Annotated in this window: 20 protein-coding genes; 4 read left to right on the top strand and 16 right to left on the bottom strand. The window is 59.6% G+C overall.

From position 1 onward, the window contains the following. The first annotated feature begins 71 nt into the window (after positions 1-71). Positions 72-329 (top strand): DUF1127 domain-containing protein, encoded by a 258-nt coding sequence (locus AC0NIL_RS30710; RefSeq protein WP_013525360.1) that lies wholly within the window; start codon positions 72-74, stop codon positions 327-329. A 208-nt stretch (positions 330-537) separates the two neighbouring features. Here the strand turns inward: AC0NIL_RS30710 and AC0NIL_RS30715 are convergent, their stop codons facing one another. Together AC0NIL_RS30715 and AC0NIL_RS30720 are read right to left on the bottom strand one after the other, a co-directional pair. Next, the gene (locus AC0NIL_RS30715) at positions 538-804 is read right to left on the bottom strand and encodes a winged helix-turn-helix domain-containing protein (RefSeq protein WP_245467552.1); all 267 of its coding nucleotides are present in this window, start codon (positions 802-804) and stop codon (positions 538-540) included. 244 nt (positions 805-1,048) lie between these two features. Next, positions 1,049-2,455 carry an FAD-binding oxidoreductase gene (locus AC0NIL_RS30720; RefSeq protein ID WP_024505319.1) on the bottom strand — a complete coding sequence of 469 codons (1,407 nt, stop codon included), beginning with the start codon at positions 2,453-2,455 and terminating at the stop codon, positions 1,049-1,051. A gap of 86 nt (positions 2,456-2,541) precedes the next feature. Between AC0NIL_RS30720 and AC0NIL_RS30725 the strand changes: the two genes are divergently transcribed. Beyond that, a complete protein-coding gene (locus AC0NIL_RS30725; RefSeq protein ID WP_024505318.1) occupies positions 2,542-3,573 on the top strand; it encodes a GlxA family transcriptional regulator in 1,032 nt (343 codons plus the stop codon). A gap of 285 nt (positions 3,574-3,858) precedes the next feature. Here the strand turns inward: AC0NIL_RS30725 and AC0NIL_RS30730 are convergent, their stop codons facing one another. From AC0NIL_RS30730 to AC0NIL_RS30785, 12 genes are all read right to left on the bottom strand, one after another. Further along, positions 3,859-4,863 carry a response regulator gene (locus AC0NIL_RS30730; RefSeq protein ID WP_024505317.1) on the bottom strand — a complete coding sequence of 335 codons (1,005 nt, stop codon included), beginning with the start codon at positions 4,861-4,863 and terminating at the stop codon, positions 3,859-3,861. A gap of 13 nt (positions 4,864-4,876) precedes the next feature. Beyond that, positions 4,877-5,896: a chemotaxis response regulator protein-glutamate methylesterase gene (cheB, locus tag AC0NIL_RS30735; RefSeq protein ID WP_024505316.1), complete on the bottom strand. Its 1,020-nt coding sequence runs from the start codon at positions 5,894-5,896 to the stop codon at positions 4,877-4,879. Positions 5,897-5,918: 22 nt separating this feature from the next. Further along, positions 5,919-8,192: a hybrid sensor histidine kinase/response regulator gene (locus AC0NIL_RS30740; RefSeq protein ID WP_024505315.1), complete on the bottom strand. Its 2,274-nt coding sequence runs from the start codon at positions 8,190-8,192 to the stop codon at positions 5,919-5,921. Further along, positions 8,189-8,893 (bottom strand): chemotaxis protein CheW, encoded by a 705-nt coding sequence (locus AC0NIL_RS30745; protein WP_024505314.1) that lies wholly within the window; start codon positions 8,891-8,893, stop codon positions 8,189-8,191. Before AC0NIL_RS30745 ends, AC0NIL_RS30740 begins: the two co-directional genes overlap by 4 nt. Then, positions 8,893-10,134 carry a CheR family methyltransferase gene (locus tag AC0NIL_RS30750; RefSeq protein ID WP_013525367.1) on the bottom strand — a complete coding sequence of 414 codons (1,242 nt, stop codon included), beginning with the start codon at positions 10,132-10,134 and terminating at the stop codon, positions 8,893-8,895. The genes AC0NIL_RS30745 and AC0NIL_RS30750 overlap by 1 nt, the downstream gene beginning before the upstream one ends. After that, complete coding sequence (locus AC0NIL_RS30755; RefSeq protein ID WP_473573641.1) at positions 10,131-10,598, bottom strand: chemotaxis protein CheW; 468 nt, start codon at positions 10,596-10,598, stop codon at positions 10,131-10,133. The genes AC0NIL_RS30750 and AC0NIL_RS30755 overlap by 4 nt, the downstream gene beginning before the upstream one ends. 23 nt (positions 10,599-10,621) lie before the next feature. Then, complete coding sequence (locus AC0NIL_RS30760; RefSeq protein ID WP_013525369.1) at positions 10,622-12,259, bottom strand: methyl-accepting chemotaxis protein; 1,638 nt, start codon at positions 12,257-12,259, stop codon at positions 10,622-10,624. A 517-nt stretch (positions 12,260-12,776) separates the two neighbouring features. Continuing rightward, entirely contained in the window at positions 12,777-13,220 is a 444-nt protein-coding gene (locus tag AC0NIL_RS30765; RefSeq protein ID WP_013525370.1) for a type II toxin-antitoxin system VapC family toxin, read from the bottom strand. 2 nt (positions 13,221-13,222) lie between these two features. Further along, entirely contained in the window at positions 13,223-13,474 is a 252-nt protein-coding gene (locus AC0NIL_RS30770) for a type II toxin-antitoxin system Phd/YefM family antitoxin (RefSeq protein ID WP_024505312.1), read from the bottom strand. A gap of 119 nt (positions 13,475-13,593) precedes the next feature. Further along, a complete protein-coding gene (locus AC0NIL_RS30775; RefSeq protein ID WP_013525372.1) occupies positions 13,594-13,947 on the bottom strand; it encodes a hypothetical protein in 354 nt (117 codons plus the stop codon). Positions 13,948-14,102: 155 nt separating this feature from the next. Then, entirely contained in the window at positions 14,103-14,750 is a 648-nt protein-coding gene (locus tag AC0NIL_RS30780; RefSeq protein WP_013525373.1) for a helix-turn-helix domain-containing protein, read from the bottom strand. A gap of 150 nt (positions 14,751-14,900) precedes the next feature. Then, positions 14,901-15,335 (bottom strand): pyridoxamine 5'-phosphate oxidase family protein, encoded by a 435-nt coding sequence (locus AC0NIL_RS30785; protein WP_473573642.1) that lies wholly within the window; start codon positions 15,333-15,335, stop codon positions 14,901-14,903. Positions 15,336-15,520: 185 nt separating this feature from the next. On the opposite strand from AC0NIL_RS30785, the gene AC0NIL_RS30790 reads away from it, so the two are divergent. Then, complete coding sequence (locus AC0NIL_RS30790) at positions 15,521-15,730, top strand: hypothetical protein (RefSeq protein WP_013525375.1); 210 nt, start codon at positions 15,521-15,523, stop codon at positions 15,728-15,730. On the opposite strand, the gene fixJ is transcribed toward AC0NIL_RS30790, so the two are convergent. Continuing rightward, on the bottom strand, positions 15,727-16,341 hold the full coding sequence (fixJ, locus tag AC0NIL_RS30795) for a response regulator FixJ (RefSeq protein WP_013525376.1): 615 nt from the start codon (positions 16,339-16,341) through the stop codon (positions 15,727-15,729). The genes AC0NIL_RS30790 and fixJ overlap by 4 nt on opposite strands. Beyond that, a complete protein-coding gene (locus tag AC0NIL_RS30800; RefSeq protein ID WP_013525377.1) occupies positions 16,328-17,884 on the bottom strand; it encodes a PAS domain S-box protein in 1,557 nt (518 codons plus the stop codon). The genes fixJ and AC0NIL_RS30800 overlap by 14 nt, the downstream gene beginning before the upstream one ends. A gap of 185 nt (positions 17,885-18,069) precedes the next feature. On the opposite strand from AC0NIL_RS30800, the gene AC0NIL_RS30805 reads away from it, so the two are divergent. After that, entirely contained in the window at positions 18,070-18,882 is an 813-nt protein-coding gene (locus AC0NIL_RS30805; RefSeq protein ID WP_024505310.1) for a universal stress protein, read from the top strand. The last annotated feature ends 97 nt before the right edge of the window (positions 18,883-18,979 follow it).

Below are 18,979 nucleotides of genomic sequence, written 5' to 3' on the forward strand. Positions count from 1 at the left end.
TAGTACGCAGGTCCGCTCATCCGCCAAAGTAGCGTTATCGATTTTAGCAGCACCAAGAAAGGACGAGCCAAATGAGCACGCAGCTTTCTCTTACCTCAAGACTCTACCAGTCTCTCTGGAGCGAACAGCCGACGTGGACGACTGAACCGGTATCGGTCTGGGCGAGACTCTTCGCCCTGCGCGGCCTGGTCGCGGTCTGGCGCGAGCGCAAGTACTATCGCGAGGAACTGAAGCGACTGGCGGAAGATGGGCCTCAGCGGATCGACGACGTCGGTCTCACCCTGGCTGCCGTCGAGGCGGAACTTCAAAAGCCGTTCTGGAAGGCGTGATTTGCATCCATAGCTGTGAACGATTGTCTGCACAGGGCCAGCAAACTCCGCAAGTACTGTCTCATCGCCGCCGCAAAGACACGACCGGTATGTTCTATCAGTAGCCGATCAAGGACCTGCCTGTAGGCCGTGGTAGGTGCAGCAATGCTCCGCTCATCCTGGCCTGCCGGCCGGACCTCGGCGGCCAATTCTGCCGCCAGAATTGTAATCATTCTTGGTCCGGCATTTGAGGGAAGGACCAACCTGTAACCGCGCGTCGGCACTGTCTGCACGACGGCCTGGCGACTGTCGTGAGCGCCGCACGGATCTCGTGAATGCATTGGACCAGGCTGTCATCGGTGACGGCTAGCCCGTTCCAGACCGCCGTCATCAACTCGTCCTTGGTGATGACGCGATCAGCGTTCTCCAGAAGGTGGCGAAATACCGCGAAGGTCTGGTGGCGAACTGCGATTGTCCTGTTGAATTGGTCGCGCAAGGTCTCCCTACTCACGTCGGCGGTTACGCCGTTGAGTACGAACGTTGTAGGCGGCGAGCTATTCAAGCCGGTTCCCCTCAAGCACGAAGCCGCAGTCCAATACTAGCACGGTTTCGCGCTGCGAAGACTGATCATCATCCAGCGCGTGCGGGGAGCTCGGATTTCGGCGAATGATCGTAAGCCGTTCGTGACTTGGCAAATGCCCAGGCGAGAGTCGCTACCGTACGCCGACTTGAATTGTGCGTTAGTGCATTGGCAGGATGTTCTGGTTGAGGCGGAACAGATTGTCCGGATCGTATCTGTGCTTGATCTTGGCGAGCCTCCCATAGGCTTCGGCTCCCAAGGCGTCGCGTACGAGGTCCGCTCCTTCGCCATGGCCGGGGAAGTTCAGATAGAGGCGCCCGGTCGAGTAGCGCTGCACGTCCTGCCAGAAGCTGCGAACCCAGCTGATGTTCGCGTCGTCCTCATCAGCGCCTGGCCAGATGGCATCGAGGCTGAGCATGAAGGGCATGGACCGGTCACCGAAGGCAGTGGCATCGGCTGCAACGCGCTGGACGAAACCGCCGAACTTCCAGATCGAGGCGAAGGTCATTTCGGAGGGCCGCTTCGCCATCCGCGCGGTGATCTCCCCGATGACCTCGTCGTCGAGGCGCGAGAGGTAGGTGGATTTCCAGTAGCAACGGTCGCGGCCTTTCGGGAACAGGCCGTCATAGAGCGACTGGATGGTGCGATACGGCATGCGGCCGCTGAAATCGACAAGCGGTGCTCCAAAACTGCGTAAGGGCGCCACGACCCGCTCGCCCTCGTCGGCCAGTCCGTCATAGACATGCGCAAGCGCCAGGACGCGCCGGCCCCTTGCACGCTCGGGAATCGAGGGATCGTTCGGCAGCGTGGAGAATTCCGCTAGGCCGCTCAGGCGATCGGGTGCGGTCTGCATGAAGTCGCGCCAGAGTGGAATGATCTCGTTGGCGCGCTCTTCGGGATAGGCCGGACCGCATAACATCAGCTCCGGCTCGATCGGATGCAGCTTGAACTCGAAGCTCGTCACCACGCCGAAATTGCCGCCGCCGCCGCGCAGCGCCCAGAAGAGATCCGGGTTCTGGGTCGCGTCGGCATGGATGAGGCGGCCATCGGCGGTCACCAGATCGGCCGCCAGCAGATTGTCGACGCTGAGGCCGTGGCTGCCGCGCAGCCAGCCGATGCCGCCGGAAAGAGTCAGGCCGGCAACGCCCGTCGCCGAAATCAGGCCGCCCGGCGTGGCGCGACCAAGCGGGGTGGTGGCCGCATCGACATCGGCCCAAATAGCGCCGCCCTCGACGAAGACACGATCGAGGCCGGGCGCGACCCGCACGCCATTCATCAGCGACATGTCGATCATCAGGCCGCCGTCGCAGACGGCGTAGCCTGCAACATTGTGGCCTCCGGAGCGGATCGCGATCGCCAGCCGCTCTTCGCGCGCGAAATTCACCGACGCCTCGACATCGGCAAAACTCCGGCAGCGCGCGATGAGAGCGGGACGTCGGTCGATCATGCCGTTCCAGACGATCCGCGTCGTGTCATAGGATGGGCTCGACGGCTCCAGCACCTCGCCGCGCATGATGGAACGGAAGCTTTCGATGCTCGATGCTGCAAGGGTAGCGGTGGCGGCCATGTGGCGGTCTCCTCGTTTCACACACGCTAGCGCGGCGCGGGCAGGGCCGCTAAAGTCGAAAATGCTGAAAGGCGGTCATTTCTGCCATGGTTGAACAGATCGGCCCATTGAATGTGGCGATCCTTGCCGTTCCGGAGGCTACCGCCTCCACGATCTACGGCATGTTCGACCTGTTTTCCTCGCCCGGCAGGGATTTCCTGTTCATAACCAGCGGTGCGGCGGGCACGCCGCGCATGCGGCCCTATGTGGTTGCTGGGGACGGCAGCCCGTTTCGCGCTGCAAACGGCATCTGGATGCGCCCAGATCACAGCCTTGCCGATTGCCCGCCACCCGACATCGTCTGTATTCCAGATTTCTTCGTCAATCCGGGAGAAAGCGTCGCCGGGCAGTATGACGCCGAAGCCGCATGGCTGAAGCGAGCGCATGACGACGGCGCCATGCTGGCCAGCGCTTGTTCGGGCGCGGTGCTGCTCGGCGAGGCCGGGCTACTCGACAATCGCGATGCCACCATTCACTGGGGCTATGTCGAGACGCTCACGAACAACTATCCCGGCGTTAAGGTGAAGCCGGGCCAGTCACTCGTGCTGACCGGCGAGGCCCACCGCATCGTCATGGCCGGGGGCGGCTCGAGCTGGGAGGATCTCGCCCTCTATCTGATCGCGCGCTTCGTCAGCCTCAAGGAGGCGATGCAGGTCGCCAAGGTCTACATGCTGCAGTGGCACGACATGGGCCAACAGCCCTTCGCCGCGCTGATGCGCTTTCGCCAGACCGACGACGCGGTGATCAACCGCTGCCAGAAATGGGCCGAAGGCAACTACCGGACGCCCTCGCCCGTCGCCGCCATGACCAAGTTGTCAGGCCTGTCCGAGCGCTCCTTCGTGCGCCGCTTCGCCAAGGCCACGGAAATGAAGGCAATCGACTACATCCACGCGCTCAGGCTCGAGCAAGCCAAGCAGATGCTGGAGACCGGCGATCTCCCGGTCGAAGCGGTGGCGAGTGAAGTCGGCTATGAGGATGCGAGTTTTTTCGGGCGTCTCTTCCGCCGCAAGGTCGGGGTGACGCCGGCGCAATATCGCATTCGCTTCGGTGCTCTCCGGCGAGCATTGAGCCGCGATTGAATCTCAACCATCGCGGCGCGATGCCGATATTCCGCTTTGTGCCTCAAGTCAGCCGTTGAGCTGGCCCCAGCGGAATCCCAAAAGCAGAAATTCGAGCGATCAGGCGAACCGGCACGTTCCCACCCAGAACCGGACGCCCAGCGGTCATTAACGATGGGTTCGAGCTCCAGCCGCAAAGTAAGCGAGCTGGTCGGCATAGAGCTTCTTGAAGGCCGGGCGAGCCCAGGCGCGTTCAACGTACGCTCAGAAAGTTCCATCTTAGCCTGAGAAGTACGTTGAGCTTGTCTAGCTGCGGGACATATGAACCGCGACACGATTTCGTCCTCCCGATTTGGCACGAAATAGGGCCAAATCGGCAGCATTGACGAAATCATTTGGCGTCTCGTCCGCGGTGGGCACCGCTGTTGCAACGCCGACGCTGATGGTCACACGATCCGGGCCGTGGGGTATGTTCAACTCCCGCACGCCCTGGACGAGCCGCTCTGCGATCGCACTGGATTGTTCCAGTAAAGTGTCGACCAGCACGACCACGAACTCTTCGCCTCCGTACCGCGCAGCTAGGTCGGTGGAGCGTCCGGAACCGCTCTGGATCACGCGGGCGATTTGCTTGAGCACCTCATCGCCGGCCATATGGCCATAGGTATCGTTGTATCGTTTGAAGTTGTCGGCATCGATCATCAACAGCGACAATGGGGACTGTGCGCGAAAAGCGCGCTTCCATTCGGCCGCCAGATATTCATCAAAATAGCGCCTGTTGCCGAGGCCCGTCAGGCCATCGATCCGCGTCAGACGTTCAAGCTCGAGATTTGCACTGATCAGCTGTCGCTGGCTTTCCCTTAGCGCTCGGTATGCCGCGTCTCGCTGGACGTGATCCAGATAAGCCCGAGTGTGATATCGAATACGTGCAATCAGCTCAATACGATCCGGCAGTTTGACGAGATAGTCGTTCGCTCCCGCAGCAAAGGCTTCGCCCTTGGTGGCTGGATCTTCCTTGCTCGACAGCACAATGACTGGGACCGCGCGTGTCGACGCATGCTTCCTGTATTCTCGCACCAGATGCAGCCCATCGACGCCGGGCATGACGAGATCCTGCAGGATAACGGTTGGCTTTACCTCATCCGCGACTGTCATTGCTCTCAACGGGTCGGTGCAGAAGTGTAGGGAAATATCGGGTTCGTTGGCTAGAGCGCGCCTGACCGCCTCGCAAACCATGATCTGATCATCGATGAGCAGAACCATGGATGAATAGTTGTCTGTGAGTGGCGGGACCAGCTCTGGTTCTTGCGTCATCGGACGAGCCCTTTCACGTGGAGCGCTCGCAGGCTTCGATTATACGTGAGCCGATCGCACTCAAAGGAAGAATATCAACAGCCGCGCCGATTTCGGCGGCGGCCTTCGGCATGCCATAGACTGCACTGGTTGCTCGATCCTGGGCGATCGTGAGATGCCCTTTGTCGCGGAGCTGTCTTAGCCCGCGCGCGCCATCCCTGCCCATGCCTGTGAGCAGGACACCAATCACAGAGCCAGGCCACCATTGCGCCGCACTTCCGAAGAACACATCAACGGACGGCCGATAAAAATTGTCCTTGGGGCTGGGCGTATAGCCAAGTTGTTGAGCTGACTTGAAAACCAGATGATCCGCAGAACTGGCTACGAGAACAGTGCCCGCTTGAGGACTATCCTTTTCCCGCGCCGGACGGATCGGGAGAGGCGTATGCTGTCCCAGCCAATCAGTAAGCCCCGGCACGAACTGAGCATCGAGATGCTGGACGAGCACGATCGCGCCGTCAAAATCAACGGGAAACGCACTCAGGACTGCGGCAACGGCGGCCGGCCCGCCCGCGGAGGCGCCGATTGCAATTAAGCGTCGAGGTGTCGGCTCAGCGTCACGTGACATCCGCCTTTTTGTCTTGGCCGGCGCATCACCGATCAGCTTGCCGATCGTCGCAATCTTGTTCGTTAGAAGCCGTGCGGATTGCGAGGACGCATTACCTTCGATGCCTACTGACGGAATATCGACCGCGTCGAGCGCGCCATGGCCCATTGCTTCGTAGACACCGGCGAGGTTGGCTTCGATACTGGCGGTCACCAGCAGGATTGAGCACGGGGTTTCCGCCATGATTCTGCGCGTCGCTTCCACGCCGTCCATCTCTGGCATCGCTAGATCCATGAGTATCAGATCCGGCAGATCACGTCTGCAGACCTCGACCGCCTCACGCCCATTGGTCGCGATCCATGCGACCTGATGTTCGCCGATCGACAAGACCAGCCGGCGCAGAAGCTCAACCGCCATCGGCATGTCGTTGACTACGCCGATTCTCATTCGTTGGCTTCCAATTTCGATCTCATTCAGTCGCCTCGCCAATCATGTCCACGACCGCATGGATCAGCGCCTCGTCCTGAAAGGTACTCTTGGTCAGATAATAGTCCGCACCGGCGTCAAGCCCGCGCGAGCGATCTTCTTCCCGATCCTTGTATGAAACGATCATTATGGGTGTGTTCTTGAGATGGGCGTCCTTTCTGATCAAGCTCACCAACTCGATGCCATCCATGCGCGGCATATCTATGTCAGTGACGACGAGATCGAAAGGACCAGACCGGACGGCATTCCACCCGTCCATACCGTCGACCGCCACTTCGACATCATAACCGTGATTGCCCAACATCTTGCGCTGGAGTTCGCGGACCGTGAGTGAATCGTCAATCACGAGCACGCGCTTGCGCCTGCTCGGCTCGGGACCGCCCGCGGCGCGCCGAAGAGCTCGAAATCCGCTGGACGACGCAAGCTTCTCCACCGATCGGATCAGATCATCAACGTCGAAGATCAGAACAGGCGAACCGTCTTCCATCAGGGCCGCTGCGCTGATGTCCTTGATCTTGGCAAATCGTTGATCGAGAGGTCTGATCACCAACTCGCGTTCCCCGAGAAAACGGTCAACGATCAGGCCGTACGCATCGCCCCGACCCGTATCCACGACGACGACCGAGAGTTCGTCCGGTTCGGATCCGGGCTCACCTCGATCCAGCACCTCGCGCGCGGTGACCAGCCCGATCTGTCGATCGTTCAAGCGAAAATGCGGTCGGCCCTGCAGGAGATTGATCTGCATCCGCTGCAATTTGATTGTCTTGGAGATGGCGGCGAGTGGAAACGCATAGGGCTCGCCATCGACTTCGACGAGTAGTGTGCGCAGGACTGACAACGTCAGCGGCAGCTGCAATTGAAACCGGGTTCCACGACCAAATTCCGAGGAGACGCTCGTGATTCCGCGGACCTCCTTCGTCATGGCCTGCACTGCATCGAGCCCCACACCACGGCCGGACACGTCGGTGAGGCCCGCTTTCATCGAAAAGCTTGGCAGAAACAGGAATGCGAGCAATTCGGTTTCGCTGAGTGTGTCAGCACTTTCCCTGGTCGCAAGCTGCCGGGCGATGACAGTCTCGCGCAGCTTCGAGAGCTCGATCCCCTTGCCGTCGTCCACCACGGCTATCTGCAGTAGCCCGGCACTATGCCTCGCTTCGAGCCTGATGAGCCCCTCTTCGGGTTTCCCCATCGCGAGGCGCTCCTCAGGCGATTCAAGCCCATGGTCTACAGCGTTGCGCAAGAGATGGCCCAAAGGGGCATCGAGCCGCTCGAGGATATCGCGGTCGATGCCGGTCGAGCCGCCTACGATCTCCAGTCGCACCCGCTTGCCAAGGGTATGACCGAGGTCTCGGACCGTTCTCGCATAATGTCGCACGCCGTCCTCGAAAGGCCGCATCCGGCTCGCCAACGTTTCATCGTACAATCTGTTGGCAAGATCGGTCGCTTTCCGATCCACTGAATCCAATTCATCGAGACGCTCCGCCAGGAACGCTTGGCTCAACCGAAGCTTTCGCTGGGCTGAAGCCAGCGCCTCCACCGCTGCCCCATCGTTTGAACCCGGCGGCAGCAGTGCATGAAGATTGTCGAACGCACTTGCGAGGTCCGATTGAAGGCGCTTCAGCCGCAGCAGCCCGTCGGCGAATGGCCTGAGCCGCCGAGCTTCCATCAGCGACTCGCCAGCCAACCCGAGCAATCGGTTCAGGCTTTCTGCCGTCACCCGAACCATTCTATCAGAGCCGACGATGGCGTGGGCTTGCGGCACCGTCCCAACGAGGAGGTTCGCTGAAGAAGTCGTCGCCAGCTGCTCCAGGGCATCATCTGAAGTTGCGAAATCAGCTGCTGAATCTTGGGGCCTGGGCTTTGCCTCGGGGAGGGATAATTCCTCGAACTTCGCCAGAAAGGTTTCAACTTCTGAGTTGGCGGGCTCGCTCGATGATCCCGATGCGATCAATTTCAAAAGGTCACAGCCTTGCAGGAGCGCATCTATATGCTCTCGTCCCACTCTCACATTCCCACGTTGCGCGGCCACCAGGCAATCTTCCATCGCATTTGCGACTTTGACCGCGGGCATCAGGTCGATGATGCGGGCAGCTCCCTTTAGGGAATGCGCGGCACGCATGCATGCTTCCAGGGCATCGGCGGCAACGGGATTGCGTTCCAGTGCCAGAAGCCCAGCCGTTAGCGCTTGTGACTGCGTCTCCAGTTCGGCCTGGAAGAGGCTGAGCATCGAAACCTGGCTAAAGTCCTCATCTGTCATGCCATGCTCCGATCTAGCATCGTGAGCAGTTGTCCTGGGTCAAGACAGCCAACTGCCCGTCCCTGCCAGGGCAGAACGGCAACAGTAGCGGCCGACAGCGCCTTTCCGATCGTGTCTGGCACAGCGAGAGTGTCGCGCGCCCGATAGCGATGTAAGCCGTGGATCTCATCAACCGTAAAGGCAACCCGCTTGTCGCGCTCGCCCACAACAACCAGGCGGCGAAATACCTTGGTTCGCGTGCTTTGCTCCCCCTCCTTGCGCTCGTCTATCCCGAGCAATTCAGCCAGGGACAGGCAAACGAGCAATTCACCACGGACATTCGCAATACCGAGCAGTGCACGGTTTCTGCGATGTGGAAGTGAATGAACGCGGCGAGATTCAGCCACTTCATGAAAAATACCGACCGGAAGTGCCAGCCATTCTTCCCCCAAACGGAAGAGAACAGCCGTCTGCAGCGCCTCGCCGTTGGCCGGATCGATCCCCGCTCGACCAGCGTTACCAGGCCATTCGTCGCGATATACCGAGGGAGCCGCACGGTCGAGGAGGTGTCGTGCAATCTTCTTATAGGTCGGGCAATTCCGGCAGTGGAGATGCTGCTCCAGCAGCGGACATGACTTGTCACCCCGTACGCCTATTTGCCGCCAGCAGTCGTCGATTTCAATCTGCTCCAACGGCTGAGCGATCCCTGTCGAAGCCGCCATCAGCTGCCGCTCCTTTTCTGGACCCGGCCTAGCCGGCCAGCCAGGGCCTCGGCGCCGTTATGGTCGCCTTGCTTGCGAAGCAGCAAAGCCAGATGGATGAGAGCTTCTCGATGATTTGGCGCGAGATAGAGCGCCTTGCGATAGCTTTGCGCGGCTTGGGGTGCTGCGCCATCCGCATCCTGGACGAGGCCCAGCAAGTAGAAGATTTGCGCGGAAGGACCGAATTCCTTGAGATGCGCCAGGGCGACCTCCTGTGCCTCCTTTACCCGTCCTGCATTGGCGATCCGTTCAACCGCGATGAGGCTTTCCGAGGCCTGTGCAAGCGGCTTGGCCGGCGCCTGGCCACGGGCTTCATTGCCAATTGTCGGTCGGGGCCGAAGAAGAGGCTTGCTCTTGTTGACCTTCGGGGTTGGCGTCGGCACCGGGATGGCGGCCGAAACTGTCGGCGCCGTGGTCTTGACGGGCTCCGATTTCAGGAAGGCAAAGGCCAATGGCCATTCAGCGGAAATAAAGCCATGCAACCTTGGAAGAGCTGCTTCCGCCGGACCGACCAGGAGGAGTCCGTCTTTGGCCAGTAGGTCCTTCAGGCAGATCAACGCGCGATCCTGCAGCTCTCGATTGAAATAGATCAGCAGATTGCGGAAAAGCACGATGTCATAGACTTCTTGCCCGAAAGACGCGCGAGAGCCGAACAGGTTTCCTACCCTGAACCGAACCTGTTTCAGCACCGCAGCTGTAGGACGCAACCCGCTCTCGGCCGCTTCGAAATAGCGATCCTTGAATTCGAGATGGCTGCCGCGAAACGAATTGCGCCCATAGATCGCGCGTTCAGCCGTCGCGATATTGCGGCTGCTGACGTCCACACCATCGATCTTGAACTCGTGCGCCTCAAAGCTGGCATCGAACATGGCCATGGCGACCGAATAGGCCTCTTCGCCGGTTGAACATGGCAGGCTCAGGACTTTAATCGGCTGAGCACGCTTGTGCACGCGCGCATGCCGCGCCAGCATGGTGAACGCTTCTCGGTCGCGAAAGAACCAGGTCTCCGGGATCACCACCGCATTGATCAACTCCTGCAACTCCTGCGAGGAACCGGTCAAGTGTTCCTTATAGGTCTGAGGGTTGGTTATCCGGCATGCTGCCATCCGATCTCTGACCGCCTGACGGACCACTGTCGGACCAACGCTGGCACTGTCCAGTCCGATGGTTTCCGTCAGGAGCTTTTCAATTGCGCCGGTCATTGATCACCGGTCGCGGCCTGGCGGAGCAATGCGGTACGTATCTCTTCCGAAAGCAGCGATGCCACTTTGACCCACTGAATGATCTCCGAACCATCGGAAGCCACCGGCCCAAGATAGGGCGGGGTTCCTGGTTCAAGTCCGAACGGCGCGAAGTCGGCAGCGTCTCGCTCAAGCGTATCCGTCACCCGTTCCGCGATCAGTCCCAGCAGGCGCTGCTCGCCATCCTGCGCGTGATAGCGCGTCACAACGATCCGGGTGCTCAATAGGCGCTCCGACGGCCGGCCAAGCGCAAGAAGAGTAACATCGATCAGCGGGATGGGTATTCCGTTGTAGCTGACCAGACCCATCACACCGGTTGGCGCACCCGGCAGGACCTTCACATCGAGACGAGGCAGCACCTCTTCAATTTGGTGGACATCGATCAAGTAGCGATCCAGACCCATGCTGAAGGCGAGAAATAGCATTGTCACCCCCTACTGCCGGCTCGCTACGCTCTCAGCTTGAACCTCGAAATGCTACTTCGCATGCCGCCTGAGACTTGATTGAGCTCGTCGATCGCGAGCGTCGATTGCTGAAGGGATTCGACTGTTTGCTGGGCTGCCTCACTCAGCTGCGTTAGCGTGTCGCTGATCTGCCCCGCGCCGGTCGCCTGCGCTTGCATGCCTTCATTGGCGACTTCGAAACGTGGCACCAGCCCCTGAACCTGCTGAATGATCTCGAAGAGTTGCCCGCCGACCTGCTGGATTTCCTGCATACCCCGGCGGACCTGTTCGGAAAACTTGTCCATGCCCATCACCCCGGCCGCGACTGCCGACTGGATGTCCTTGACCATCTGTTCGATATCGTATGTGGAGACAGCCGTCTGGTCCGCGAGCCTTCGGATTTCCGTCGCCACCACTGCAAAGCCCCGGCCATATTGGCCGGCCTTCTCAGCCTCTATGGAAGCGTTGAGCGACAAAAGGTTCGTCTGATCGGCCACTTTGGTGATGGTCGTCACCACCTGATTGATGCTGCCGGCTTTCTCGCTCAGGATCGCGAGTTTGGAATTGATCGCGCCGGCCGCTTCCATGACCTGCTGCATTGTTTCTTCCATACGGGTTAGCCCCGCTTGCCCCCCGCCGGCGACGGCAGCAGTTTGCTCGGCAACTGTCGAGACCTCGTTCATCGTGCGGACGAGCTCGTTTGACGTGGCGGAGATCTCCTTGGCTGTCGCGCGGATTTCTGTTGTGGTCGCTGCGATTTCAGTCGCAGTTGCCTGCTGTTGCTTGGAGGTGGCGGCGATCTCAGTTATCGATGTGCCGACCTGTATGCTGGACCTTTGAACCTGACCAATGAGGGTTGTGAGATCGTCCGCCATTGCGTTGAAGCCGTCGGCAAGAACGCTGAATTCGTCTCGGCGCCTCAGATCGAGGCGTTCGCTGAAGTCGCCTTGCCGCATCAATTGAACCGCGTTGACCAAACGAGTGAGCGGACCTGTAATGGCGCGAAACAGCTGGTAACCCAAAAGAAGGGCTAGTCCGAGGGCTATCAACAAGCCAACGCTCAAACCGACTTCGGCCGTTCTAACGATCGAGCTGATCCGCTGCGTCGCGCTGTTTGCCTCGCCTCTGTGATCCTCAACCATGGCCTGCAGAGCGGACTGCAACTTTACAAAGATCGGCTCTACGGTGTTCTTGATGGCCAGGCTTTCATTGGGAGTTTCACCTTTCGACAAGGCAGCCCGGCTTGTGTCCAGCACAGCAGTTTCAGCCAGACGAAATTGGTTGGCGAGTTCTTTGACGACTGCATAATTCTGCTTGTCGATGTCGGAGACGATTGTTGCTTCATAGTCGCCCATCGACCGCTGCACTTGGTCGCGATTGGTCGTGATCGCGCTTTCAAGCGTGCTTCTATCCGATGGGTTGTCCTGAAGGGCATATTCCTGAAGCAGACTATGGGCCGTCATCTGGCCCACCATGATTGCGGTGCTGTGATAGAGGTCTGGAAGGATGCCCTTCTCGACCTCAGTCGCCTCCTGCCCCGCCTGAAGAAACCAGGCGTACGCGATGACGGCGATCACGGACATGACCACCAGAACGGCAGCGAAACTGACGAGGATGCGGTGGCGTATTGTCAGACTCTTCATGGATCCGATTCACCAATGGGGGCATCGTGGGCTGCGCGACAAGCGCTCGTTCCGACGTGTTCGAAAAAGGTGCGTCGAAAAGCGGTAGTCTGACGCTGAATGGTTTCTTTTCCGTTCCATCACTAATGATGGCGATGCCGCTCGCCAGAAGTGACGGTCGAGGACACGTGTTCCGTCGGCGCACATCAGCCCGACATCCGCTGGGCGGCACGCCCGCGTCAAGGTGGGTGGATGACTGATTGTTACCGTCTCGTTGGACGTCGATGAGAAAGGTATTCGCTGACGATGAAGCTCTCACCTCACGTCCAAGGCCCTGTCAGCGTTGGGCCTTTGAAGCAAACAACCTGGACAGCCCATAGGCAACAAGGCCTATGAACCTTGAAGGGGCACAAATATACGCTGGCCGCTGGTCGATCCAGGAAGTCCGGTGCACCGCCATCAGACTCGCCCAGCGTCGCATAACCCCGCCTACGTCATCGCATGGTCATGCTGGAGGCGCCCATCGGTCGCCGTCCGCCTATTCTGGAAGCCCGATGAACGGATTCTGATGCCGAATGCCGAGCGGCCTGAAATCTTTCTCGTTGTCCGTGAGCACGATCAGATCGTGTTGCATGCCTGTTGCAGCAATAGCGATGTCCTCGAAACCAGGTGAGATGCCAGCGGCCCGAGCGACTGTCATGAGTTGCCCAGTTATTGTTGCCGTTTCGAGGTCAAGAGGGAGGATGCGGCTACTGTAGTAGTGACGGATTTCTCCCCACCATTCAGCGAGCGCGCCCGCCTTCTTGGTGGCACCGGTTCGCTTGGCGTTCGCGATGCCGTCCTCGATCTCGGCCAAGGTGATTACGGAGAGCCAAAGGTCGGACGATCGCTCGACTATCCAGGCCGCTAGTTTCTCATCGGAGGGCGTCCTGCGTTTTGAAGGGGCAAGCAAGCTGACGACATTCGTGTCCAAAAGGTACAATGTCAGAACGCCGGATCGCGCAGAGCCCGTGCGGGCTTTCGGCTTCGCGCTGGCAGGTCAGCTTCCTCCAGGGGCGAGTTTGTGAGCAGCCAACCCAGCGACGGCACACGGGAAAGGCGTTCGTACTCCGAATAGCTGATTACGACAGCCTCTCTTTTGCCGTGACGGGTGACGACCGTCGGTGTGCCCGCAACCGCTTCGTCGACCACATGTGAGAACGTAGCCTTGACGTCTTTGAGCTGAATCTCTTTCATCATGATTGCTCCCGTGACTAAAGTGGTCATATAAATTATGGAGCGAGTTTTGGCAAGCAGTCAGGACGGATCGGTGCGCCTACGGCGCTCGATCTGCCGCCAGTTGGCAGGCTGACATCTCACATCAGGTCTAATCCGGAAAACCGCGTCTTCCCCGTTGATCTGGAAAGTACGGCGATCGACCCCGACACAATCGCGATTAGCCAGCAACACGCAGCAGCCGACACCGCCGACGGCAGATAGAGCCTGTCAAGACTGGACTGGGCGGCAGCGAGCAGCGGCTCGACCTTCTGCCCGGCGACGCTCAATTCGATGTCGGTTAGCCGCCGGGGTGATTTCCGGCCTGCAGGAACCAGCCTGTGCAACGAGGCCGAGCGCCGCCACGAATCGACCAGCGCCGATTTTTCAGCGGCATCCGACGTGATCGATGCTTGAACACGGTCTGCACGCAATGTGGCCATGTGCCGGTCCATGCCTTCCTCCCGAAGCCTGAACGCCGATAGACTTGCCGCTGTTTCCTCAATCTTCCAGCGGCATAACAGATGTCCTCCGCGCTGCTATCTTGCTCTTGTTGCCCCGCTGTCAAATGGTCTGAAGTGCTTGTACCATCCAGGAGTCGGAGCGCAGCTCACTCGCTCATCGCATGAAGCGCATCATGCCTGATGATTTCGATGCTGCGCAGGCTGAGCAGGCGGATGACGCCCTTGTCCTTCAGCCGGGTGAAGATCCGCGATACCGTCTCGATGGTGAGGCCAAGATAATCGCCGATATCCATGCGCGACATCGGAAGTTCGACCTGCCGCAATCCGCCCTGGCGCTCCGACAGGTCGACCAGGAACGCGGCGACGCGTTCGATGGCGCTCTGGCGACCGAGGACCAGCAGGTGTTCCTGCGCTCTGGTCAACCCCTTCAGCGCCAGAGGCAGCAACTGATGGGACATATCCGCTCCAGCTGTGAGGCGGAAGACGCGGACACCGGTGGAATTGACCGCTTCAGCAAAGAAATGGTGCGTCGTGTCGGCTTCGAAGCCGAATGTCTCTCCGGCGAGATGAAAGGCACTGATCTGCCGGCGGCCGTCAGCAAGCAGGCGGTAGACGCGGACGGCGCCGAACTCCACCTGGTAGAAGCCTCCGGCCTTCTCGCCCTGGGCGTAGATTTCCGCGCCTGCGGGATAGAAGCTGAGTGGTTGCAGCAGTGCGGGCTCAAAAGCCTCCGGCAGGTTGGGCTGGGCAGACCGTGACGGCAGCGAAATTCTGGAGGAGGTGTAGGCGTGCATGGCTGTTTTCCCGGTTTATCCGTGACACAGCAATCGCGCGAATCCGCGGGTCGCGAAATTCGGTTATGTCCCTACGGGAAACTACCTAGAGCCGCTCCTCCTGAATCGGTCCAGCGCTGGTCGCCGCAGTGAAGAAAGCTATTCACTTGCTTAGCGGCCCGACACCTGCTGGATCAAGATACGGAAGAAAACGTGGGGTGCACTGTCCGACACCGCAGGCATGAGTGGCTTGAGGGCGCCGGGCTCCCACCAAGCGGCATGCTTGCTCAACATCGCCCATGCATGGTCACGCTCGAGCTTGTGGCCAATCCGGTCCGGCAGTTCCTCATAACGGCCATCGACGACGACGCTTCTCCAGCCTCGGCCCTGGCCGCGTTCACCCACCTGGACGGACACCAGGGGATTGGCACGCATCCAGTCGATCTTCTTGCCGGGCATGGAAAACGCGTAGAGATGATTGTCGGCGTGCGCATAGTGCACCGGCACCACGTAGGGCTGCCCACCCTTCGCGCATGCCAGATGACCGACACGGTTGGCGGTCAGCAATTTCGTGCATTCCAGGGCGGATAATGTGCGGATCAGCATGTGTGATCTCCTGAGTCTATTGGTCGTCCAACAGACTGTTGGCCCAGCCGCCGGAGCTGTCATTGATCGCAATCAAGGCAGCTTGCCGCTCGTCCGCAGCGGCATAGGCGGCAATTTCGTAAATGATTTAAATCAAGGCGCTGCTTGCCGCTTCCCCAGATCATGGGGAGATGTGGAAGCCGATCATGAGCGCTCCGTTTGGTCGCGAACTCGAACTCGCCGTCTTCGACGAGGAGGGCGAACATGCGCTCGTATTTCCCTGTATAAAAGGCCGGCAGGGTTGGAAGCACGCCGGGACTGGCGTGCGCGTCGATATCCGCCCGACCCATTGGCGCTACTGGCAGCCGAAGGCAATGCCGACAGACGGCGGCAAGTCTCTCGGGGACGCTTGCTAGTGTTTGGATTCCACGATCAACGCCATGCGCACGAGATGCGACAGGCTGCCCGCGGCCATCTTGCTCATCACATTGGCACGATGAATCTCGACAGTGCGCGGACTGATACCCAGATCATAGGCGATCGTCTTGTTCGGCAGACCCGACACGAGCCCGTCCAGAACCTGCCGCTCCCGCTCCGAAAGTGTGGCCAGGCGGCCGTGGATTTCGGAGGATTGCGGATGCGTTGCATTCGCCTGGTTGCGGTTGGCCAACGTGGAGCGGATCGCGTCGATCAGCATCTCGTCATCAAACGGCTTTTCAATGAAATCGGAAGCGCCTTCCTTCATTGCCTGAACGGCGAGCGCCACATCGGCATGGCCCGTCATGACAATAACTGGAATTGTATGCCCGCCGGATCTCAGTTGGCGCAGGAATTCGATGCCGTCTATGCCCGGCATGCGCACGTCGGTGACGATGCAGCCGTCGAGGTCGCCCTTTGCCGTCGAGAGAAAAGCCGTGGCCGATTCGTGCAGGCGTACTGCAAAATCTGCAGTCGCCAGAAGAAAACCGAGCGACTTGCGCACGTCCATGTCGTCGTCAACCACGTGCACCAGATCACTGCCGGCCATTTGTGACCTCTTCCTTCTCCACAATGCGCAAGGTGAATCGGAAGGCGGTCCCGCCAGTCGGCATCGCCTCGGCCCATATGTGACCACCGTGCGATTCCACGATGGTGCGGCAAATGGAGAGACCGACACCCATGCCTTGCTTCTTGGTGGTTACAAACGGCTGGAAGAGTTGAGCCGAGACTTCCGGCGCGAGACCCGGGCCAGTATCGATCACGCTTACCTCGGCCATCCCATCATCCCGGGCAATTGTTGTGACTTTCAATTCGCGGCGCGGCGAGTCCTGCATAGCCTCAACCGCATTGCGCATCAGGTTGAGCAAAACCTGCTGAATCTGGATGCGGTCGGTTAAGACCAGTTCGGCGACTGGATCAAGCTTGTAGCTGACGAGGAGATTTATCTCTCTTGCACCAACCAAGGCTAGGGAGGCGGCTTCCTCGATCAGCATTGGCAGTCGTTCGACCTGGCGCTCGCTTTCGCCCCTGGCTACAAAATCCCTCAGGTGACGGATGACGTCGCCCGCCCGCAAGGCCTGCTCAGCTGCCTTTTCCACGGCATCCCGAAGCATGGGCGCATTCTCGTCCCGGCTCTTCTCAAGCAGCCGACGACTGCCTTTGAGGTAGTTCGTGATGGCGGTGAGCGGCTGGTTGATCTCATGAGCAAGCGTTGAGGCCATCTCGCCGAGTGCGGTGAACCGCGCCATGTGCAGCAGTTCCTGCTGCTGCTCCTGGATTCTTGCTTCTGCCCGGTGGCGTTCGGTCAAGTCGCGGCAGAAGCCGGTAAAGAAACGTCCCGTCCCCGGATGCATCTCGCCAACGGAAAGCTCCATCGGGAAAGTCGTGCCATCCTTGCGTGCCCCGGTCACGGTGCGGCCGAGCCCGATGATCCGGCGCTCTCCCGTCGTCAGGTAGCGAAGCAGATAGGCGTCATGCTCGTCGCGGTAGGGCGAGGGCATCAGCATTTTCACGTTTTGACCGATGACTTCGCCTGACTGGTAGCCGAACAGCGTTTCGGCAGCGGTGCTGAAGGATTGAATCCCACCCTGCTCGTCGATGACGACCATCGCGTCCGGCACTGTTGCCAGGATCGACCGCAAATGGTCCTCACGCAGCCGAAGTGCTGCATTTGCAAAGGAGAGTTCGCTGACATCAGTACCTTCAATGAAGATCGCGGTGATCCGGCCATCGTCAGCCTTGACTGGCTGATAAACAAAATCAAGGATGCGCTCTTCGACCGGGCCGTCGGCTATGTTGCGAAGGCCGACCTTCACCCCGTGGCCAATGTAGGGCTCGCCGGTCATGTACACATGGTCCAGATGTTCGAAAAACCCATTCCCTTCGAGCTCGGGAAAGGCGTCCCGCACTGACTTTCCAATCACTTGCCTGTGGCCAGTCAATCGCTGGTAGGCGGCATTGGTCAGCTCGAAAATGTGACCTGGCTCGCGCAGCAGCGCTATAAAGCCTGGTGCCTGATCGAACATTTGAGACAACAATGATTTCAGTGTCGTCCCGCCGGGTGACAAACTGAGTGCTTCGTCTTTGATCACCTGAAGTTCCTGGGTTCGACGGTGCTACCGGGGCTAACTATCACTTCTCGCCGCACACGCAAAACGGATCGAGCCGAGGTTTTCGAACGCAGATGCAGTTGCCGGCCTTTGATGCGCATCAAGGCATTGGACGCTGTCGAATGCAATTCATCCCGCATTCCATCGTTCAGCGAAAGGCGCCCGCAATGTCTTACAAGTCGATCATCGTCAACCTCGCCATCGATGCGCCTCCCGCACCTATTGTAAAGCTGGGGATCGAGCTCGCGGAACGGTTTGGCGCCCGTCTCATCGGTCTGGCGGCTGCGGATGTTCCGCCCTTGGTCGCGACCGGCGACGGTATGGTCTACGAAGGCGAGGTCATGCAGATCCAGCACACCGAAATCGAAAAGCGGCTTGCCGAATTACGCGCCGAGTTCGAGAGGCTGCTTCCTGCATCGATCTTTAGCGAATGGGGCCAAGCTGTTTGCAGCCCAACCCGTTTCCTGAGCATTTCGGCTCGATCCGCCGATCTTATTGTCACCGGCAGCGAGAAGGGGGGAAATGTCTTCCGTGCAGTGGACGTCGGCAGTCTGGTACTTGGTATTGGGCGGCCAGTCCTGGTTGCCGCGAGCAATGTCGAGCCTGTCATGGCAAAAACCGTTCTTGTTGCCTGGAAGGACACCAGGGAAGCGCGGCGGGCGATAGCAGATGCGTTGCCCCTTCTGGCCACGGCCAACGAAGTCGTTATTGCCACAATGGATACCGACCGCGACAAGAGTATCCGCGACAGCCTTGCCGACGTCGCGGTCTTTCTCGAACATCACGGCATCATGGCAGGAACTGAGCTGATCGCCGGCGACCCAGACGGCGACAGGTTGCTGACATTTGCGCGGTCGATCCATGCGGACCTGATCGTCTCGGGTGCCTATGGGCACAGCCGTCTGCGGGAATGGGCGTTCGGCGGGATAACCCGCTCGCTGATTGAGGAAAGCGGCATCAACCGCTTCATGTCGTATTGATGGGTGGACGCCCCAGCAGCCGAGTACGCGGTGGGGTCCAGGAACTTCACTCTACCCCTTTCGCCGCCTTGGCCCGGCGACGGCTCCGTCGGTTGAT

The sequence above is a fragment of the Mesorhizobium sp. WSM1343 genome (assembly GCF_055901535.1).